15 protein-coding genes are annotated in these 19,220 nt (G+C 32.0%); 7 read left to right on the top strand and 8 right to left on the bottom strand.

All coding sequences use genetic code 11. The features are described from left to right. Positions 1-7: 7 nt before the first annotated feature. The 4 genes from MK851_RS12610 to MK851_RS12595 form a co-directional block, all read right to left on the bottom strand. Positions 8-1,354: a hypothetical protein gene (locus MK851_RS12610; RefSeq protein WP_320244256.1), complete on the bottom strand. Its 1,347-nt coding sequence runs from the start codon at positions 1,352-1,354 to the stop codon at positions 8-10. Between the two features lie 3 nt (positions 1,355-1,357). Further along, entirely contained in the window at positions 1,358-5,041 is a 3,684-nt protein-coding gene (locus tag MK851_RS12605) for a hypothetical protein (RefSeq protein WP_320244255.1), read from the bottom strand. Positions 5,042-5,150: 109 nt separating this feature from the next. Beyond that, positions 5,151-5,438, bottom strand: coding sequence for a hypothetical protein (locus tag MK851_RS12600; RefSeq protein WP_305733622.1), 288 nt, complete (start codon positions 5,436-5,438; stop codon positions 5,151-5,153). Positions 5,439-5,544: 106 nt separating this feature from the next. Next, positions 5,545-5,910, bottom strand: coding sequence for a hypothetical protein (locus MK851_RS12595; RefSeq protein WP_320244254.1), 366 nt, complete (start codon positions 5,908-5,910; stop codon positions 5,545-5,547). Positions 5,911-6,215: 305 nt separating this feature from the next. On the opposite strand from MK851_RS12595, the gene MK851_RS12590 reads away from it, so the two are divergent. Further along, positions 6,216-6,383 (top strand): hypothetical protein, encoded by a 168-nt coding sequence (locus MK851_RS12590; RefSeq protein ID WP_159432127.1) that lies wholly within the window; start codon positions 6,216-6,218, stop codon positions 6,381-6,383. An 81-nt stretch (positions 6,384-6,464) separates the two neighbouring features. Here the strand turns inward: MK851_RS12590 and MK851_RS12585 are convergent, their stop codons facing one another. From MK851_RS12585 to MK851_RS12570, 4 genes are all read right to left on the bottom strand, one after another. Beyond that, positions 6,465-7,388 (bottom strand): type IX secretion system membrane protein PorP/SprF, encoded by a 924-nt coding sequence (locus MK851_RS12585; protein ID WP_320244253.1) that lies wholly within the window; start codon positions 7,386-7,388, stop codon positions 6,465-6,467. 4 nt (positions 7,389-7,392) lie between these two features. Beyond that, positions 7,393-8,622, bottom strand: coding sequence for a gliding motility-associated C-terminal domain-containing protein (locus MK851_RS12580; RefSeq protein ID WP_320244252.1), 1,230 nt, complete (start codon positions 8,620-8,622; stop codon positions 7,393-7,395). Positions 8,623-8,635: 13 nt separating this feature from the next. Further along, positions 8,636-9,970, bottom strand: a complete 1,335-nt coding sequence (locus MK851_RS12575) for a hypothetical protein (RefSeq protein WP_303507148.1) — start codon at positions 9,968-9,970, stop codon at positions 8,636-8,638. A gap of 528 nt (positions 9,971-10,498) precedes the next feature. Next, positions 10,499-10,660, bottom strand: a complete 162-nt coding sequence (locus tag MK851_RS12570; RefSeq protein ID WP_320244251.1) for a hypothetical protein — start codon at positions 10,658-10,660, stop codon at positions 10,499-10,501. A 238-nt stretch (positions 10,661-10,898) separates the two neighbouring features. On the opposite strand from MK851_RS12570, the gene MK851_RS12565 reads away from it, so the two are divergent. The 6 genes from MK851_RS12565 to MK851_RS12540 all read left to right on the top strand — a co-directional run bounded on the left by MK851_RS12565 (position 10,899) and on the right by MK851_RS12540 (position 19,159). Beyond that, the gene (locus MK851_RS12565) at positions 10,899-12,251 is read left to right on the top strand and encodes a hypothetical protein (RefSeq protein ID WP_320244250.1); all 1,353 of its coding nucleotides are present in this window, start codon (positions 10,899-10,901) and stop codon (positions 12,249-12,251) included. A 194-nt stretch (positions 12,252-12,445) separates the two neighbouring features. Further along, positions 12,446-15,136, top strand: coding sequence for a hypothetical protein (locus tag MK851_RS12560; RefSeq protein ID WP_320244249.1), 2,691 nt, complete (start codon positions 12,446-12,448; stop codon positions 15,134-15,136). A gap of 10 nt (positions 15,137-15,146) precedes the next feature. After that, the gene (locus MK851_RS12555) at positions 15,147-15,971 is read left to right on the top strand and encodes a hypothetical protein (RefSeq protein WP_320244248.1); all 825 of its coding nucleotides are present in this window, start codon (positions 15,147-15,149) and stop codon (positions 15,969-15,971) included. A gap of 523 nt (positions 15,972-16,494) precedes the next feature. Further along, on the top strand, positions 16,495-17,229 hold the full coding sequence (locus tag MK851_RS12550) for a hypothetical protein (protein WP_320244247.1): 735 nt from the start codon (positions 16,495-16,497) through the stop codon (positions 17,227-17,229). Between the two features lie 45 nt (positions 17,230-17,274). Then, entirely contained in the window at positions 17,275-18,150 is an 876-nt protein-coding gene (locus tag MK851_RS12545; protein WP_320244246.1) for a hypothetical protein, read from the top strand. 397 nt (positions 18,151-18,547) lie between these two features. Then, on the top strand, positions 18,548-19,159 hold the full coding sequence (locus MK851_RS12540) for a hypothetical protein (RefSeq protein ID WP_320244245.1): 612 nt from the start codon (positions 18,548-18,550) through the stop codon (positions 19,157-19,159). Positions 19,160-19,220: the final 61 nt, after the last annotated feature.

Here is a 19,220-nt window from a genome sequence, read left to right as displayed (position 1 = left end):
TGTGCTGTTATATATCAATAATTAATGCCATATGATCACTGGTACTTCGTATTCTCCGGAAGTTATCCCATCCTTTAAACCTACTTAAAGCCCCTATATTTCCTGGAACATATCCTCCTACACCATTAGGTCCATTGGGAGGTAATGGCAACGCTACTGGAGATCCTGCATTAGCCATACCAATAGGTATTTGAGCCATTCCTGTCCTATAAGTGTAATGACCTGCTGGAACTCCCATAGGCGGATTAGGATCTAAGTTATAAGGGGCTCCTGTAACCCTATTAGCAATGGTTATATTAGCTGCAGGCCCTCCTGCGTTTACGCCATATCTAGTTAGTATATTATCTACACTAGAAAAAGAATCTTTAATTACATATTCGTACCCAGAGTACCCATTGGTATCCCATGGTCTCGCATTTTTGTGAGATTTTAACATAGTACATACATACCCTTTATCAGGCCATTGATTAGCTGTTGGGTTTATGGCACGAGTATATCCAGCAGCTCCCGTTAGATTATTATATGCTATAGGTTCAAAATGTGTATTGAACACATCTACATTAAAATCCCCTACAATAACACCTACCTCATTAGCAGCAAGATTTGCAGTCATTTCTTGAATATTAGATAATTGATTTGTACCATTAGCTGCCTGATTCTTTTTGGGTGAAGCATGAAAAGACATCAGTTTTATAGTTCGATTATTCGCATTATCCCAAAAAGTAGTGAGATAAGGAGTTCTATTAAAGTTATTAGGAAACCCTAATACTTGTCCTGGAGCCATTCCTACTCCTGGACCTCTAAACTGCCATTGTCCTGCGAGTTGTCTAAAAGGTCGATTAGCATTAATATTAGAATTTGCATTTACGTTGCCTAAAGGAAGAGTAGTATTCCAAGGATGTGCATAGTTTACAAGGTTCATAGCACCTATATTCGCAACAGAATCAGAAGCATTACCACCTCCTTGCCATCCCCAAGGACCAGTAAATTCAAGATTTGCACTGTTATAATATACAGATATCCCTTCGGTAACTCCATTCAAACCTAACCTAACAGGAGGTACTAACATCCAATTAGCTCCTAGCCAATTACGTATAAGCCCCAAAAGATAACGAGATCCTGTAGACCCTCCTGCACTTATCAAAGTTCCAGGAGCTCCACCTCCTGTACTCGTTTCTACCACAACAAAGATATCAGGAGTATTTTGGGTTAATGTTGTTCTAATTACATCTCGTCTGTATCCTGATTCTGGGGTTCGCAAACGATTACCATTATGGTCTCTTTTTCTGCCTATTTGATTAATTTTATTAATACCAAACTGCTGTATATTCCAATAGAGTACTCTTCTTGTCATAGCTTAAGGTTTTGTTTTGTTATATGCTGCATACCATCCTAAACTTTTAGCAGTAGCTCCTGGGGTTGGGTTTCCAAAAAGTAAAAAATTGGTACTTCCTCCTGGTGGTAGTTTGAGAATTCCTAAAAACTTCAATGCTATTTTACTCAATGTCATTAAATATGATTGTTGAGCTTCTACATATTCTAATTTTAAAGTATCAATAGATAATTTTAAGACTCCTTGTAAACTAAGAAGTTTAGCATTGCCACTCGTTCCTGGGAGTTTTATTCCCACAAATGCCTTATAGGAAGTATCAGTAGCTTTATTCCCTGGGCTCCATGCAATCAGTAAACTAGCATTAAAATCTAATGATGCCGCTAATTCACCGGGAGTTCCCATATTTAAAGTCAGTTCTAATCCATACCAATTTTCTGAAAGCCCAGTAGTATTGATTCCTGGTAAGCTTAAATTAAGATATCCTAAACTAGAAGGTTTGGTATCCTTATCTCCACTAACAAGGTTATTTATTTGTAGTGCAAAATTAGGATATAAACTTAGCTGCCTAGTTGTACTAAGATCTGAGTTAAATACTATTTTTGAAGCATCAAAAACGTAGTCTACCACTGTTGGTGTACTGATATCAAAAGCCATATCAATATATAAGTTGCTATAACTTAAACCGTCTATGATGTCTGTATCTTTACCATCACCATTACCAAAAGAAAAAGCATCCATAACAATTGTTTTTTCTTCAGTTTCATTTGTTACAGGTATGGTTGTTTGCATTACTGCATAGTTTAAATACCCCCACATGGCAAAACTAGACTCTATATAAGTTGCTTTTGGATCGGTTGTTAATGTATTAAACTGAATTTTGGTAATTTCTACATTTTTAAGAAGGTTGCTATCAAAATAAAATAAGTTATCATCCGTATTTTTAAACACATATACTGGTGTACCATCATGATCTTGATAAGTTCCATCAAGCACTACCGTATTTAGAGTTTTAGAACCGTATTTATTATTGGTACCTATAACGGTATCAGAAAATAAATTGTTCATCGTTAATTGCACCTTACTTTGGAAAAATTTTATCGCTGTATTTTCAAAAAGAACCTGTAATTGAAGCACTTTAAAATCGTAAGTAGCTCCCGCTAAAGGAGGAACAGGTTTGTTTATATTTAATCCTTGTAATACTTGTTGCTGATAAGCTGTGTCTAGATAATTAATGAGTCCAAAAAGAGAACTCTTTTTTTGCATTTGAATTTCACCATCAGCATTTACTTTATTGACTTCTATTCCAAAATGATGCGCATTAAATCTAGTCAAGTCAATACCAGAGATCAATCCTTTTAATTGTTGAGGAAACTCTTGTAAATCAATATCGGCTTTGAGTACCAATATTCCGTTCCAATCTTTATTGTTTATAATATTATGGAACTTTTCATACAGAATTGCCTGATTACTTTCTGGGTGTTCTAAACCATATTGATAAGCTTTTTCAGCATCTTCTATATAACTCTGTATCCATGATGAAATAGCTATTAACTGTTGATAAGCATTGGCTGGATCTTCAACTCCTTCTGTATTGAAAGTATTGGGTTGAGTCCAAGTTTTTGGATCTTTAACTCTATCTAATAAAGTTCCTTTGCAAAATTTAAAAATAACTACATTATTATAATCAGCATAAGTATTTGTTGTTCCTACATTAATATCAAACGGCCAATCTTCAATTGACATTTTGTTATTAAATATAGCCTCTGCTGTAGTCTGCCCCCCTTGTTCTCCACTTTTAGAAAATAATGCTCCCAAATGATTGTTTTGAGTTGCTACTAAAAACTGCTGATTGGTTAAAAAAGCACTCTGTAATGTAGTGGATAGATTTACAAAGCTCATCTGGTACTGGGCTGGGTCAGTTGGTGTCTGGTTTTCAGGATACAAATATTCAGGTGTAGCCCCCTGATGAATATCATTTTGTCCTAAGTTGAGTAAACTCCAAGCTCCATTATTATTTACATTTGCTATTAATCCTTGCGGAGTTGTAGAACTTGTATAACTACCATCTACGTTACTCAAAAGTCTTTTTCTTTTGCTTACACTTTTTGATGCCCTTTGTGTAGTTAATTGTGCTGCAATAAGTGTTTTTCGTTCTTTACTAAGTACTTCAGATTCAAAACTAGTTAAATTATCGTTTCCTGGTTTTTGAGAATCTGCTTCTACTGCCAAGTATGGAACAATAGGAACATAAAAATTTTGTTGAGGCATATCTACACTAGGTTCATAAAAACCTAATAAATTAGATTTACCTGTAATAATCTGACTTACTCCATGATCTTTAGCAAATAAAGAAGCGCCTTCAGGCTGAGAAACATATTGTATATTCTCAGCTACATCAGATATAATATTACACCATCCTGTTAAATATTTATTCTCTAAAGTTGGATTATTGGTTCCTGGATTTACCAGTGAAAGTTCTTGTGCAGGAAAATTTGGAGCGTAAGCTGGTTGTTTACTTTTAAAACGTAATACATCTCCAACAGGAGTTCCATCTTTAATGGAATAAGGTGTAAAGGAGATCGTTTCTGTTCCTGACAACCCTGGTAGAAAATCAAATTGTCCATTTTCATCTACTTGATCTGATTCTGGGTCTAGAAAAAAATCACCTTCAGGTTGTAAGTAAAACCGTTCTGTTTCATTAATATCTCTAGGAGAAATAAGTAATAAGGAACTATTAGGTAATGGAGTTAAATTGTTAGACGGATTCGTGTTTTCAATTAAATTGACTTTTGGCCATAAAGTAATAGAGTGCCCCGTATTTATTGAAAAAAAGCTAGGTAAATAGCAAGATGTCGATTTTCCTGAACTACTATTAAAAATACTTCCTGTAAACGCAAAATAGGTATTTAACCCTTTTTTATTTCCTATATCTAAAGGATCAATAGCCGCTTGAGTCATTGCATACTCTGCATCAGATTGAGGTTTAAAAATAGGATAACTATATTTTTCAATACTCTTGTCTGTTGGTTCTGTATGGTAATAACAAGTTTCTGAATAAAAGGCCTTAAAATCACTTTCTAAATTAAATCCTAGTGGAAAACTAAATGCACCACAATTATATTGAGTAAATGCTATAGCTATGTCTTTATTAAGCAACGTATCACTTCCAAATTCTTTACTGTTAAAAGATATATTGGGACTGTTTAAATCGTAACTTAATTTTATTTGTGTAGCTGCACCTTCTGGAATGAAAGATACTTCTGTATTATTTCTAATCGATAATGTTGCAAAACCATTTCCCATGGTGTAATTAAAAGTTTGGCTAACCTTAATTACATTCTGAGAATTCACATAATAATTAATTGCAACAACATTTTCATTAGTTGGTTTTGAATTTACATCTAACAACCAAGCAGTAGTAATATTATTTGAAAAGTTTTCTCTATACTTTTGTAAATACTCCTTAACTTCATCTATGTAACTGATAATATTATTATTATCAGGAGCATTTTCCGCAAAAAGAAAATAAACCGAAAGTGTTTTCGCTTTTGATAAAGTAAGTGTAGATTCTTTATAAGTTGAATCTTCTGGTAGCACTACAGCCGACCACTCATTTAACTCTGGAGTTATGTTAATATACAATAACGGATCTCCAGAATCCACATTACTAAATAAAGTACCCTCAGTATCTTGTAGAGTTGAACCCATAGCATTAGAATAATATGTGTGTAAAATAACTTGGTAGTGCAATAAAGTATGAGTATCAAAACTAAGGAATGGAAAACACCCCCAAAAAAGCATCGTGATACACTATAAACTAATCATCCTTAGGACATAAAATAGATACAATTACTATTACATCGTAAGGTGATAAATTGGATACAATCAGTTGACTCCCTTTAAAATCAGCGACAGCTATAAGCTGTTCTCTAATCTTTAAAATATGGATACCATTAAACGAAGTACTATCATTAAATTTTACATTATTAGTATCTCCTGTGTTAACAACAGTTGCTTGCTGAGCCTTACTTATATTATTAATATAACAAATACATTGAGACCCATTATTGGTATCTAATACAGCATATTCATTTTTTAAAAGCACAATTGTATCCAGTTTGGATTTTGTAATGCTTTGAGAAAATGCTGTGTTACTCGTAAATACAAAAAAAACAAGGATTGTATATAAAATATACAATCCTTTTTTTTTATTAACCTTGTGTAGTTTGCGCCTGAATTTCTGCAGTTGCATCATTCTGAGCGTTCGTATTGTTAGTAATAGTAACAATCTTTCCTCCAAAATTACCTTGTGCCTTAATAACATAAGAAGGCGTATTAGGTGGGATCTCATAAAAGTTATTCAGTGTTGACTTACTTTCACCATTTACTTGAACAATAATCCCATTATCAGGAGCTCCTGTAATCCCTAATGATAAGGTGTTAGCTCTGCTTGGATTAGAAACAGTTAAAGTAGAAGTAGAACCATTTGCTGTATTCCAGGTTGCATATTGACCTGAATCTATAGCTGCTGAACCTTGTTGGTTAATTACTGGGTTTTGTGTTGCAGTAGTTGCCATAATTTAAAAGTTTAATTAGTTAGTGGTAACGAAGTTAAACTCTTATTTCTCTTTTTCATTTAAAAAAACTATGAGCGTAATAATACAAAGTATTAATGACTATAATTTTGATACAAGTGTTTTTTACCTATCCATACAAAAAACATAACACACTGAAATAAAAAGAATTAAAACAAAAAAAATCTTATAATAATTTAAAAACTCATTTTATTATATAAAGTATGAGAATACCTTACTTATTTTATGGTTTTTTACATAGTTTCCTTCTATTAACTTTTTATTTTTAGATTCTAAAAACTGGAAATATGATTAAAAACATTTTGAACTTAGGTTCTATCTTAAACAAAAATGAACAACAATTTATCAATGGAGGCGGTGATGATCCTGTAAAAGATTTATGCATTCCCGCCCCTAAAGAAGCTACTACTTGTCTGATGCCTATTAATGATGAGTGCTGTGGTTTATGGGCTTAAAACTAAAAGCTATAAAAACTGTTCAAAAACAGTTTTTATAGCTTTCTAAAATTAAGCTTAAGATAAAAAGTCTTCTTAAATTTAAAAAAATCTTGGTTTTTTATAAGTATCTTCTCTTAATTTAAAATCGAATAATAGTAAAAACTCGTGCGACCCTGAACTAAATTCTCCTAAGTTAGATATAGTATGATCATACGCATAACCTATTTGTAGATTTTTCTTTATTTTAAAATTAACTATTCCACTCCATGAATCATCTAACCTATGAGATACTCCGAATTCCACTTTATTATTCCACAATAAATTTAATGATAAGTCTAATGATAAAGGTGCTGAGTCTACATACTTAACTAATGTTGATGGTTTTAACTGAAAATTATTCTTTAAATCTATCACATATCCTGCTGTTAAAAAACTGTGCATCTTTTCGGATGCTTTGGTTATTTTTCCATTAGATCTTTCAAAATGCAATGTTTCTAGTAAGTTAGGTATAGAAATTCCCAAATAAAATTTTTCTTGGTAATAAAATACTCCCATTCCAAAATTAGGATGTGTTTTATTACTGTTCTGATTAAACTTAGTATCGTTCGATTCTACTTGGTTTAATGTTAACAGTCCTATTTGTTGAAAAGTTGCTCCTGCTTTTAATCCAAAAGCTAGTTTAGCTTTTTCTGATGTATTAATTGTAAAGGAAAAATCTGCATAAGCATGTGTTTCACTTACAGGCCCTATCTTATCATGAATTAAAGATAAGCCCAAGCCTACTTTTCTACTTACAGAACTATGTATAAATCCGCTAAATGTTTTTGGAGCTCCACTAACACCTACCCATTGTGATCGTGCTAGTAATCCTAAACTTATTCCTTCTTTACTACCTGCATAGGCAGGATTAATAACTGCCATATTATAAACATATTGAGTGTATTGAGGATCTTGCTGTGCAAAATTTTCACTACTCATACATACCAAAAAAACTAGTAATAATTTATGTACCGTCTTTCTCATATAGCTACTTATTTAAATATAACCAACCTTGATATGGTTTTGTTTTTTCGTCATTAAAATCTACTACATACCAATAAGTTGCAGCTGGCATTACTTCTGTATCTCCAGTTAATGCTAGTTTACCTTGTGACTTTCCATTCCACCAAACTGGATTTAACTCATTATTATTACTGTAGCTATATACTACACTTCCATACCTATTATATATTTTCATTTTAAATTTAGGATACTTCTCTGCCAAATCTGGTATTACAAATTCATCATTAACACCATCATTATTAGGAGAAAAAGAATTAGAGGTAGAAAAGTCTATAACTGAATCAATAGTCCCTCTTTTTTTATCATTTGCTAATGTAAAAACACCATAACCTGAAACTTTAGCGGTTATACTTTTGTTAGAAGCATCTATCTTTATATTTTCTCTTTCTTTAATCCACTTTTCTCCATTCCACCGTACTATCATTAGTTTACTTGGGTCTGAGTAAACATCTTCAGGAGTTGTTACAATATTCCATGTTAAAGTTAAGTTTACCAACTCATCATTAGATTTGTTTTGAATATCCCAAAACTCATTCATATCTATTAAACCAATATCTTCTTCTTTTTTATCGAAATCAATATTTGCCTTTTCCCAATTAAATGCCACAAAAAAAATTGTACTTAAACTTAAAGGAGCAGAAATAGTTACCGTTCTTGGCACAAAAGTTTTTGATTGATAATCTCCTATAGGAAAAGTAAAACTTTCGTTTCCTATTTTTTGTGCTTTATTATTTACATAGCTCTTATTACTTACTCCTATGTTCGTTGCTCCATTTAAATAAGTAACTATACCTTTTTCACTTACTTCTATAATTCCATTTTCAAAAAATGTAGTTCCATTTATTTCTATTTCTTTATCTAAATTAAAAGCCAAATCAGTTGATGTGTTATCGAATTCTACAAACATAAAGCTAGAAGTTCCTTTACCTGAAATAGTTTGATTATCATTACCGACAAAACTTGTGTAACCTGTTACTTTATTATTAGAAAATTTGAATTTCCCTTTATTAGTAAAGTTTTTAAATAAATACAAATCTCCATCGTTTGTAATTGCCCCATAATCTTTTATAAGTACATCTTCATAAACACTTACCAATGTATTCTCTGAAACATAAAAGGATCCAATACTTGCCACTTGAGATTTAACAGCTATAACAAAGCACATAATTATTGATGATATTATTATTTTTTTCATAATTATCTGCTTATTATAAAGAAGTACTATCAATTTTATACCAATAGTAGTTTGTTCCATCAAAACCACATTGTATTGTTATAGAAGAATTAATTCCTAACAAGGATGTACCTAATGAACTCAATCCAGATCCTTTTATAGAGCCTCCGCCTATTATATTTAAATTTAAGGAGACTGAAAGTCCAATTAAAAGCCCATTACCCGCTCTATTAACAATCACTAATTTATTTCCTAGGTTACTACTGTTTGGTGTTGGTAATGTTATATCTTTTCCTAGTCCAAGATTTATTAGGCCTGTTTGTTCAATTATTACTGTACCATCTGAATTATTAATAGTTGTGCTACTTGTTGGATTCTTTACAATTCTTATACTATTTAATCTTGCTAAATAAGAATTAATAGTTGCAATATTTGTTTGGTTAATTGTAGCTAAAACATTGTTTCCGGCAACATCTCCTGCTAAAGAAGAAGCTCCCATATCAACAGTTCCTCCATTAACTAAGCTAATGGTATTCCCACTTAAACTCAAATCTTGCGTATCTGAATCAACAACTCCCCATGTATTTCCATCACTAGTTTTATATAATATTCCCGAAACGGTATCTGTATAAACCTGACCTGCAATACCTGTAACTGTTCCATTAGGGTTTCCCACCCCTGATAAAGCAGCATCTTGCCCATCAGCTCCTGCTACTCCGGTGTCTCCTTTTAAAGAAGTAATAAAGTCCGTTTCGGTCCCTGTATTTCCGGCATCTAACCAGACTTGATAGGCCGATTTCCCATCGGTTCCTGATGACACTACTGACTCCCATAAGGTTCCGTCTGAGCTATAAACCTCCCCAGAGTTAGTATCTACATATAAAGCGCCTGTAACTGGATCTATAGAGTTACTAATGGGCGATCCTTCTCCTGTTAGTAATTCATTATCGCCTAAAAGAGACGATAAATCAACTGACTGTGAACCTCCATTTTCTAACTCTATAGTTAGAGTATTAGAGCTGTTTAAAAAAAAACTTGTTATTTGTTGATTATCCGCTTGTGTAGCAATAAGATTTGAAGCTGTGGTTATATCTACTATTTTTTCCCACAGCATTCCATTCCAGTAATAAAAACCTTTTCCTGAATTTTTATTCGTATTATAAACTAATAAGCTTTCATTAACAGTAACACTACTTACAGGTGAAGCTGTGCTTAAATTATCAATATTTAATCTGGGTATTAATAAACCTTTTGTATTTGACTTAATCTCTAATTGGGCAGATAGATTAGGTGTTAAGGTTCCTATACCTACTTGTGCTGTAGTTGTTACACTTAAAATTAAGAGTACGAGGGTAGCTACTTTTTTCATTATTTTCTTTGTTTGGGTGGGACTTCTTTGCAATCATGTATTACATTTAATTCAGTTTTATTAATAAATTAATTCTAATGTTTTTTTCGAGTAAATATGGGGGGGGTTATATCAGCACTGTCTTCATAGCTAAAAGGCAATAGATTTGAATAAACACCTAAACAAACTGATATACAACACACTAACCTCTTACAATTTACTAAAAAAAAATGATTTTTACGAGTGCTAGTTTTAATTCACCTTAATTATCAGGTAAAATCCCCTACCCTAGGAACAACTCTTTTTATGAGTGAAAATAATTCGAACTGTATAGTTATTTAAAATAGCTTGATAACTAAATAAAATAATTTTAAATAACAAAAAAGCCTCACTATTTCTAGTGAAGCTTTAAGTGAGCTTCCCGATACAATTTCCAAATCATTTTTTAGAAGATTTAGAAAAACCAGCAGAGAAAAGCGAACCATAAACACCTAAACAACAATACATTCAATAAAAAAAACCTAATACTTAACAAAAATAAAATTAAGTCTAAAATTTTTGGTTCGAACTTTTTCCTACTTCTATTACTAATGGAGAAATAATAAATAGACCATCGTAATCCCAGTCACACGAATAATAGACAGGTAGTCCTCTGGTGTCCCCATAATCCATTTTTTTTACATTTTTTCCTCCTGCATACCACAATTCCATATTATTAGATCTGAATATAGTAGGACGTTTTAAATTTTGTACGGCAGAAAGCCTAGCAATCCCTAATAATGCAATATCGGAATAGATTTCTCCAGTGTTTGGAGTTTTAAAAAAAACTATTCTCCATTTTTTTTATTTGTTACAAACAAAAGTAAGACCTTACCATTTCCCTATAAACAGGGATATACAGATTAATTAATTGTTTCATTTTTGTTGTTCAAATTAAATGATTGGTTTAATGGACACAAAAAAAAAACACTTAAATTCGTTACATAGTATTTGTAAACTTCTTTTTAAATCACAGTTTACCCCAGATGTAATGAGTGACTTAGAAGCCATTTTTTATAACAGAAAAAAATGTACTCTTGAATTAGAGTACCCAGACTGGGAACATACAACTACTGAAAAAATCACTTTTTTTATTACAGAAAAGCTTGAAGCATTAGAGCTGATTTATGTAAATGACTATGCGTTTGATTATTTTGATGCGCTAGATATTTACACCTTTTTTCATCAAGAAGAAATACCCTATCTTGATGACGAATATGACCAAGAACCTGATGAAAGTGATGTTTATAATTACCTAAATTCATTGTTTAAAAAACACCACCAAAAAGTATTGATTATAGATACAAATGGTGACGATTTTATATTTTTACCCATAGCTTTTAGTGATATAGCCAAACTGAACAGCTTATGCATACAACAACCTTATTTTAAGGTGTCTGATGTTATAGAAGACACCTCTATCCCTGTAAAAGACGCCTTTGAATTACTCCCACTACGCTATCAAGAAAAGCATAATAAAGTACCTTGTATTTTTTCAGATAGGACTATTAGCTACAACAACTTTTTTAGAGTTTTAAACAGCTATCTCTTACAAAACCGTACTAATTATTGGTTTTATAATAATTTAGATGAACTGGTAGAAATTTTGAAAAATGATAAAGATGAATTTAGAAGTCCGCTTAAACGCCTTTTTAGCAAGCCTAAAAAAACCTACTTAATAGAAATCAAGAACAAAGACGAAGAAAGTTCACTTCTATGGGACGAAAATAATCCTAATGAACTGTTTATACAATACACACTCGCCTCTGATAACAAATGTAAACAACAAGAAACACAACAACATTTTATTAATAACAGTAATTACAACAGTTTGCTCTTAAAACCGGACAATCCGTTGCAAAACATGTGGGAACGCACCTTAAAAGGGATTGAAACCATGGAGTATTATTACCCACAAATAGATTTTAAAAAACTTCGTCAAATTATAAGTGACAATAGGTTTGCTGCCACCTCGTATGGAGAGGCACATAAATTCCCTAACCAACCTTTTGAGTTCTATGTACGTCATCTTAATGAAGAAAACCTTAAAGAAGACATACTGCCAATGTTAGGTATAAAAGTGGGGCTTGATATGTTTTATTACAAATCATATTCAGCAAATTATTTAGTGTATTTTTCAAAAGAAAATGATGAGATGGAACTCATATTAAGCAATCAGCCCGAACGCTATTTTTGGGCTGTAAAACTGTTTAACGAACTTTACAACAACCTCTATGCGAATAACATCGCAATATTAAATTAACTGTTTATTTTGAATCTACATATATGAAAGCCCATAATGGGCATTTAAAAAAGAATAGCCAATATAAACAACGACAAATCAATGATTTAATAATTTTTTGTATTAATGAAATGAGCCATAACAAATCTTGATACCAACCGATATGTTCAATGGCGAATTCCATCTGACCATAAAAAACAAATAAATATTAACAGATGAAATTACCTATAACAACCCTACTAATAACGCTTTTTACTACCACCGTTTTTGCACAACAAGATACTATATGGTTTAATGGTAGTTGGGATAAAACCACAAAAGACAAAGCCCACTTTTACAGATCACACGCAAAAAAAGAAAAACGCAACCTATACCGCATAAATGACTACTATATAAACGGTAAACTACAAATGACGGGACTTTCAAAATTTAAAGATTCTGTGCATTTAGAAGGTACTGCTACTTGGTACCGATCTGATGGTAAAATAATGCAAATGCAAACCTATAAAAACAACAAGCTAAACGGTGTAAGTACCTATTATAGATATGATGATTGTGACGATAGCAATACTAATGAAACAATAGCTGGAGTTGAATATATTAAAGAAACTGGTGCTGATGATTACTGCATTTATAGCGTCCGTGAGATTACTTATAAAGATAACCATCACATAAAAGAAATACTATACGATACCAATAAAAAAGGTGCACGCAAAGAATATTACTATAAAAAAGGACACATCTATAAAAAAATGTATTACGATACTAACGGTAAGCTATTAGGCACCTATCATTTACCAATAAATGGCAAAGCACATGGCATAAGGGTTATCTATTATAATAAACCCATGCGTCCTAAAGAAATAATAGCCGTTAAAGATGATTACCCTATGTACGCTCACGCCTATTATCCTAGCGGAAAAACCCGCAGCAGTTTTGACACCATTCAAAAAGTTAAAACCTATTATGATGAAAAAGGCAAAGTCATGGGCAAACTGCAATATGAAGGTGAGCTGGACAAATTACTTTATTATCACGGAAAACGCTATACATTCTATCCTGACGGAAAAACAATTGAAAAAATTGAAACGTACGATAGTGAATATCTTATAAAAGACGAAGAATATAATGGTGGCGTATTAATACGTGAAAATTTTTATGACGATTTCGAGATTGTTAAAGTTATCAGCTATACCGATAACGGCAAAAAAATAGGTGTATTCACAAAAAATAACAACGAATTAAATGGTACCATTCGTAATAAATACAATCAAATCATCACCTATAAAAATAACATTCCTATAAAGGCAATCATACCTTACATAAACTCTAGAAAGTTATTCTCTACCTTAAAAGATTCTGTAATTACCTACCACGACACGCTTGGTAATCCCATTGCTACTTTAAAAGTAGACTTAAGAAGAGGTGAGTTTATTCCAGACAGACTAGAAACTGGCCAATACGTACCAATACCTATTGAAGGAACCTTGGTGACTCCAGACCTTAATCAACGTATTGCAGGTAAAACAACCTTTAAAAACTATAAAAAAACACAAAAAACAACTTTTGATTATATAAAAGATAAGCGTTTTAAGCAGCATATACGCTATAACGAAAACGAAGAACCCCTAAAACACACGTTTTATTTTAGCAATGGCAACAAACAATATGAACTGTTTTTTAATCCTGCTACTGGAAAAAAAGAAAAAGGCATCTTTTTTAATAAAAATGGCGATAAAATTTCAGAATTCAACTACCAAACCAAAACAGGTACGTTCTATGAATTTTATGAAAATTCTGATGCTATTAAAGAAGTTAGCACGCAAAAAAACGGACAATTCATCGCTGGAAGACGGTATCAGCGTGTGTATGACAGCAACCTCAAAGCGTACAAAAGTGTACTTCGAGAAGATGTTACTGCCAATGGCGAATCAATATTTTACTCCAAAAAAGGCACTGTTATAGCTAAAGCCCCATTTAAAAATGGAAAACCATGGTCTGGTGTGGTGTACGATTATAAAAACAACAGAAAAACCCAAGTAAAAGATGGAAAAAAACACGGTGAATATGTAGATTATACAGGTGATGAAAAAACCATCCGCGAACAAGGCTATTATGAAAATGGAGAAAAACACGGAAAATTTATTACATGGAGAAGTGTTAGAACTTCTTATAAGTCAAAAAAAGTCAAGCAAAAAGAAGAAAACTACAAACATGGCAAACGTGATGGATACACCATTAAATACAACAAACAAGGCAAAGAAATTTCTAAGGTGTTATACAAAAATGGTAAACGTGAAGGCTATTCAACAAGCTACAATGTGAAAACCAATAAAACCTATCGTCTACTCTATAAAAACGACAAGCCTTTTGAAGGTGTTACTGTTAATAGGTTTAACGATGAAAAGGTATATAAAAACGGGAGTATTGTTAAAGAAACAAACCATACAGATGTAGAAACACATAACAACACCTACCAAACTATTAAAACCATTACCATCCATAAAGATAAAGCAACAAAACAGGTTACTGTTTATGATTTAAAAAACAATAAATTGCTTTCATATACCGAAATTTACGATCAACTTCAAGGGGAAGTTATTCAGTATCGCAACAATAAGCCCAAATACAAAGCTGTATTTAAAGACGGAGAATTACAAGAAGGCACCATTTGGATAAAAAGCTATAGCAGATTTCCATCGGAGAAATATTTTCAATTAAACAAACAAAACCATTCCATTTCTCTTAAAACATTCAACGAGAATCTACAACTGTTGTTTAATGCAGAGATTAATCCAAGTCTTTATAAAGATTATAAAGAGCGGGTATTACCGTTTAGAGGTTATTATTTAGAAGTTAGAGGAAGTAACCTTTTAAACATAGGCATTTACAAAAACATTAAGTAACTCCAATACCATGAAGCTACCTGAGAATATTGATAAGATTACTTTAATTGAGGATAAAGAGATAGGTCCTTTCCCTCCAAATGGTTTTCAAAAATTTGAAGAAGCCAGCTTTGGCAATGGTGATTATTTTGGCTTGTATTGGGAATTTGGAAAAGAACATCAAGAACCAATTATTTGTGAAATACTACATGATGAAGGTATCATAATGCCAAGGTTTTCTTGCTTGAATAAATTTTTAGAATGGTATCAGTTAAACGATTATGACTGGGGAGAAGACGAAATAGATGATGACGCCTTTGTTCTAAATCTCATAAAAAAAGGCGGTAATCAATTAAAACAAAGTCAAACCAAACAAGCATTGGCATATTACAAACAAAGCACTGATGTTTTTGGTGAATACAGTGAGAACTGGTATAAATTAGCCTTATTACATGAAAAAGATGGTAATCAACTAGAGTTTCAAAAAAGTATCATAAATGCTATTTTTTCTAACTGGGCAATACAGCATCCATCAGAAAATGCCTTATATACGCTTAAAAACATACATCCTGTTGGTGCGCTAAAACAGCATCCGTTAATTAAAAACAGAAATATTTTTGACCTTCATTTTGGGGGCGTGAAAGAAAATAAAATTTATACGATAATTAGCGAAATCCTCTCGGAACTCAACGTCATAGAAGACATTGACAAAGCCTTAATTATGGAACAAAATTACGCCCTGATGATGCATAGAGAAACAACATCTTTTCAAGAAAGGTATCATTTTAATTTAGAGCAATGGCAAAGCGATTTTAAGCAAAAAACAAACCACCGGTTAAAACTAAAACAAAAGTAGCGATAAAACTTTAAGCAATCACAGAAACAAGGGCTTCAAAAAATTAAGAAAAAGTGATTACAGCAACCGACAAAGCATATCAAAACACAAAACGCATCAAACTAGGAATAAGCAAGATAGTTTATAATTTAAAACAGCTCGCCTATTGGATCTCTAAAACCTATTGTGTAGATATGCTGAATATTCAAGAATCTCTTATGAGCCATAACAACAAAAACGAATTTAGAGATTTTCACAAAAAAGCCATTGAAATTTATATACGTAATAAAAACACATTGCCCAATAATATATAACCGCAATTATGGCAAATTCAATCATGTTCGAATCCACTCAAATTGAAGTTTCTAAAGTCAATACTTAACTCAAAGCACTATCTTTAATCCTGTAACTGACGATTATATGAGATTAACTTATGCCTACATACACCTATATTTCTAAAAGCTTTATATAATATCCCTGTTTTCAGGGAATCATATCTAACCTGATACTTTTATTTTTGGTTGATAATACAAACCAGTTAAAAATGAAAAGACTTACTCTTTTTTTAATCTCACTTACGTTGCTTGCATGCAGTGACAACAACTCAATAAAAAAACTGAACACACATTTAGAAGGTGATCTTGAAATCCGATCTTTAAAAGATTTAAGCACTCCAAAAACCAAAGCATTAAAGACTATAAATGGTAATTTAATTATAAAAAACACCTATGAAATTACAGATTTAAGAGCGCTAGAAAACCTAGAAGAAGTAAATGGCATTATCATAAACAACAACCACAATTTAAAGTCTTTAGAGGGTTTAGAAAATATTCAGAAGGTAGATTTTATATCAATTAAGGATAATATTGAACTAACCTCTATTTCAGGTCTTGACAATGTATCACTGGTTTTAACAAACGTTAATATTATCAATAATGACAGCTTAACTTCATTTACAGGTCTCAATGGATTAACAATAATTAAAGGGCAATTATTTATAAACGACAATAAGAATTTAATTGATTTATCTGGATTGGAAAACTTAACAGAAACTTCTAAATTATTGGTGTTAAATAATATTAACTTAAAAAATCTTAACGGCATAAATAGCCTTGAAAACGCCTCTGTAATTGATGTGGTTTCTAACAATTCGCTTACTAATTTCTGTGCTTTAACAAGCTTTGCGCAAGAAAATCAAAATTCAACATCATTTAGGACAAAATTTAATGGTTACAACCCAACATTTGAAAATTTAAAAAATGGCAACTGTTCAGAATAAGGACGCTATTTAACAACATATAATTTTAAAACAAACCGATTCACAATGAAAAGTTTTATAAATCAATTATTACCCCTTTTACTGCTTTTTACAACAGTAATAACTTGTAAAGATGTTAATAACAAAAGTAACGAAGCAAAAAACACCATTTCTGTATCACAATTAAACACTATAAAAGGTAATTATACTCTTACAATAGAGAGGAAAGAAGGTACAGGTGAAACATATATATCTTCATACAATCCCTCTATTATCAATCATGAATTAAATTTAGAAATCGCTAAAAACAAGACCAACAGATATACTGTAAAGCTAAATGAGTTTTCCATACAAGTACCTTCTCCCATTTGTACATTTGTTTATGACAGCCGCATAGATACCACAGGGAATACCAAAGGCTCTTTTGGAAAAGTGTATTTTAAAAAAGAGAAACAAGAAAAGTTAAACAAGTGGTTAGCGCATTACAAAAAACTCAAAGACACACAATTTCTATTTGAAAGAACAGCCGATGGTACCTTTAAATTTTTATCGGGAGAAATTCCTTGGAAGGATTACAAAAACAAAGTAAACTTACGACATGGAGACCCTATTCTGGAGTTAAAAACTTACATCAATCCTAAATATTTAACTATGGTTTTAAACCAAACCTTTAACTATGCAGAAGGACGTTTAACACCTAACACACTTATAAAAAAGGATGGTGCTACCATTCAATTAAACACCAATAGTTCATGGGAAGAACACGAATTATTTCAACAAAGAAAAGAAAGTAACTATACCATTACTGCAAGAGCTTATTTAACGAAAACAGATGCTCAATGGATTAGAAGCAATATTTTAGAAACCAAGCTTACCCCACACCGCGCAAATAGCATAAACAATATTGCCATGACCACTACAATAGTTCAAAAAAAGGAGTAAGCCATCTCAGTGCAAGCACACGAGCCATGTATAGAAATTTGATTTTGATTTTAGGGCAAGCCTCGGAGCCTTCAAATCTTGATTATCGAGTAAAATACAATAACAGAATAGACATTTTTGATAGCTTTTTTAGCTTACAATAATAAATGAGCCAAATTACCATAACCTTGTGAGAAGATTGTAAAAGCTTATTCCTCGGCTTAATCATTAAATAAAACCAAGACCCTTTGGAAGATATCATAAAAGTATTAGGCAAGTCAATACGAGATAAAGACGCTGTACTTTTTTACAAACGTATCAAATAAAATACCCCAAAAAAGATACCGCAAGATATGATAGCGAAACAAGAAAATCTGGTCTTCATTTAACAAATGAAATTCTGGGTATAGAAGTCGTATTGAATATTGAAATAAACAATTTAGATTACCCACCTATTCCAGCCGAAAGGAAGGGCAGTTATGTATTTAGAATAAGTGGTGTATTTTGTTCAAAACAAAACAGTCAGTTTAAGTTTCCTATACATTTCAACGATTCTTACAAACAATTAGAAACACAGTTAGGGCAACCAACGGGAAAAAGTAGTGATATAAGCAACCTTTGGTTAAACAATGACGGTTCAGAAAGTTTTTATTCATGGCACAAAGTTATAGACAGCCCGAAAGGTGTTCAGCAATACATTGAGTACAATACAAATAGTAAACAGGTAGAAACTGTTCAAACAACTATTGTTGAAAACGAAATTCTGTTCATTTTGTTTGATCCTTTAGCTAAGGAAAGTATCAACAATTTTATAACATCACCAGAGAGATTAGCAACGCTTGGTTTTGTGTATTGGCCCATAGAAAATCAGCTTTTTAGAGCTAGTTTACAACAAAAGGCACTAGCGCAAAAAGCGTTGAACGACGTAAATACATTAGTAGCATTCATCACACAGAGCTTTTTAAACGGGTATATATATGTCGCACATTTTTGCACAGAGCAAAATTTTATAAAAGAATACATAATTTAAGTGACTATGATATTGTTTACCAACGTGATATTGCCCATGTCTATTTAAACGAAAAAAACCT

The sequence above is a fragment of the Tenacibaculum sp. 1B UA genome, from assembly GCF_033978845.1.
Lineage (GTDB): Bacteria > Bacteroidota > Bacteroidia > Flavobacteriales > Flavobacteriaceae > Polaribacter.
This window is presented reverse-complemented; position numbering and strand designations above follow the sequence as displayed.

Coding starts and splice junctions, on each gene's coding strand:
- MK851_RS12610 (WP_320244256.1), bottom strand. CDS start 1,354: ATGACAAGAAGAGTACTCTATTGGAATATACAGCAGTTTGGTATTAAT.
- MK851_RS12605 (WP_320244255.1), bottom strand. CDS start 5,041: ATGGGTTCAACTCTACAAGATACTGAGGGTACTTTATTTAGTAATGTG.
- MK851_RS12595 (WP_320244254.1), bottom strand. CDS start 5,910: ATGGCAACTACTGCAACACAAAACCCAGTAATTAACCAACAAGGTTCA.
- MK851_RS12590 (WP_159432127.1), top strand. CDS start 6,216: ATGATTAAAAACATTTTGAACTTAGGTTCTATCTTAAACAAAAATGAA.
- MK851_RS12585 (WP_320244253.1), bottom strand. CDS start 7,388: ATGAGAAAGACGGTACATAAATTATTACTAGTTTTTTTGGTATGTATG.
- MK851_RS12580 (WP_320244252.1), bottom strand. CDS start 8,622: ATGAAAAAAATAATAATATCATCAATAATTATGTGCTTTGTTATAGCT.
- MK851_RS12575 (WP_303507148.1), bottom strand. CDS start 9,970: ATGAAAAAAGTAGCTACCCTCGTACTCTTAATTTTAAGTGTAACAACT.
- MK851_RS12570 (WP_320244251.1), bottom strand. CDS start 10,660: ATGGAATTGTGGTATGCAGGAGGAAAAAATGTAAAAAAAATGGATTAT.
- MK851_RS12565 (WP_320244250.1), top strand. CDS start 10,899: ATGGACACAAAAAAAAAACACTTAAATTCGTTACATAGTATTTGTAAA.
- MK851_RS12560 (WP_320244249.1), top strand. CDS start 12,446: ATGAAATTACCTATAACAACCCTACTAATAACGCTTTTTACTACCACC.
- MK851_RS12555 (WP_320244248.1), top strand. CDS start 15,147: ATGAAGCTACCTGAGAATATTGATAAGATTACTTTAATTGAGGATAAA.
- MK851_RS12550 (WP_320244247.1), top strand. CDS start 16,495: ATGAAAAGACTTACTCTTTTTTTAATCTCACTTACGTTGCTTGCATGC.
- MK851_RS12545 (WP_320244246.1), top strand. CDS start 17,275: ATGAAAAGTTTTATAAATCAATTATTACCCCTTTTACTGCTTTTTACA.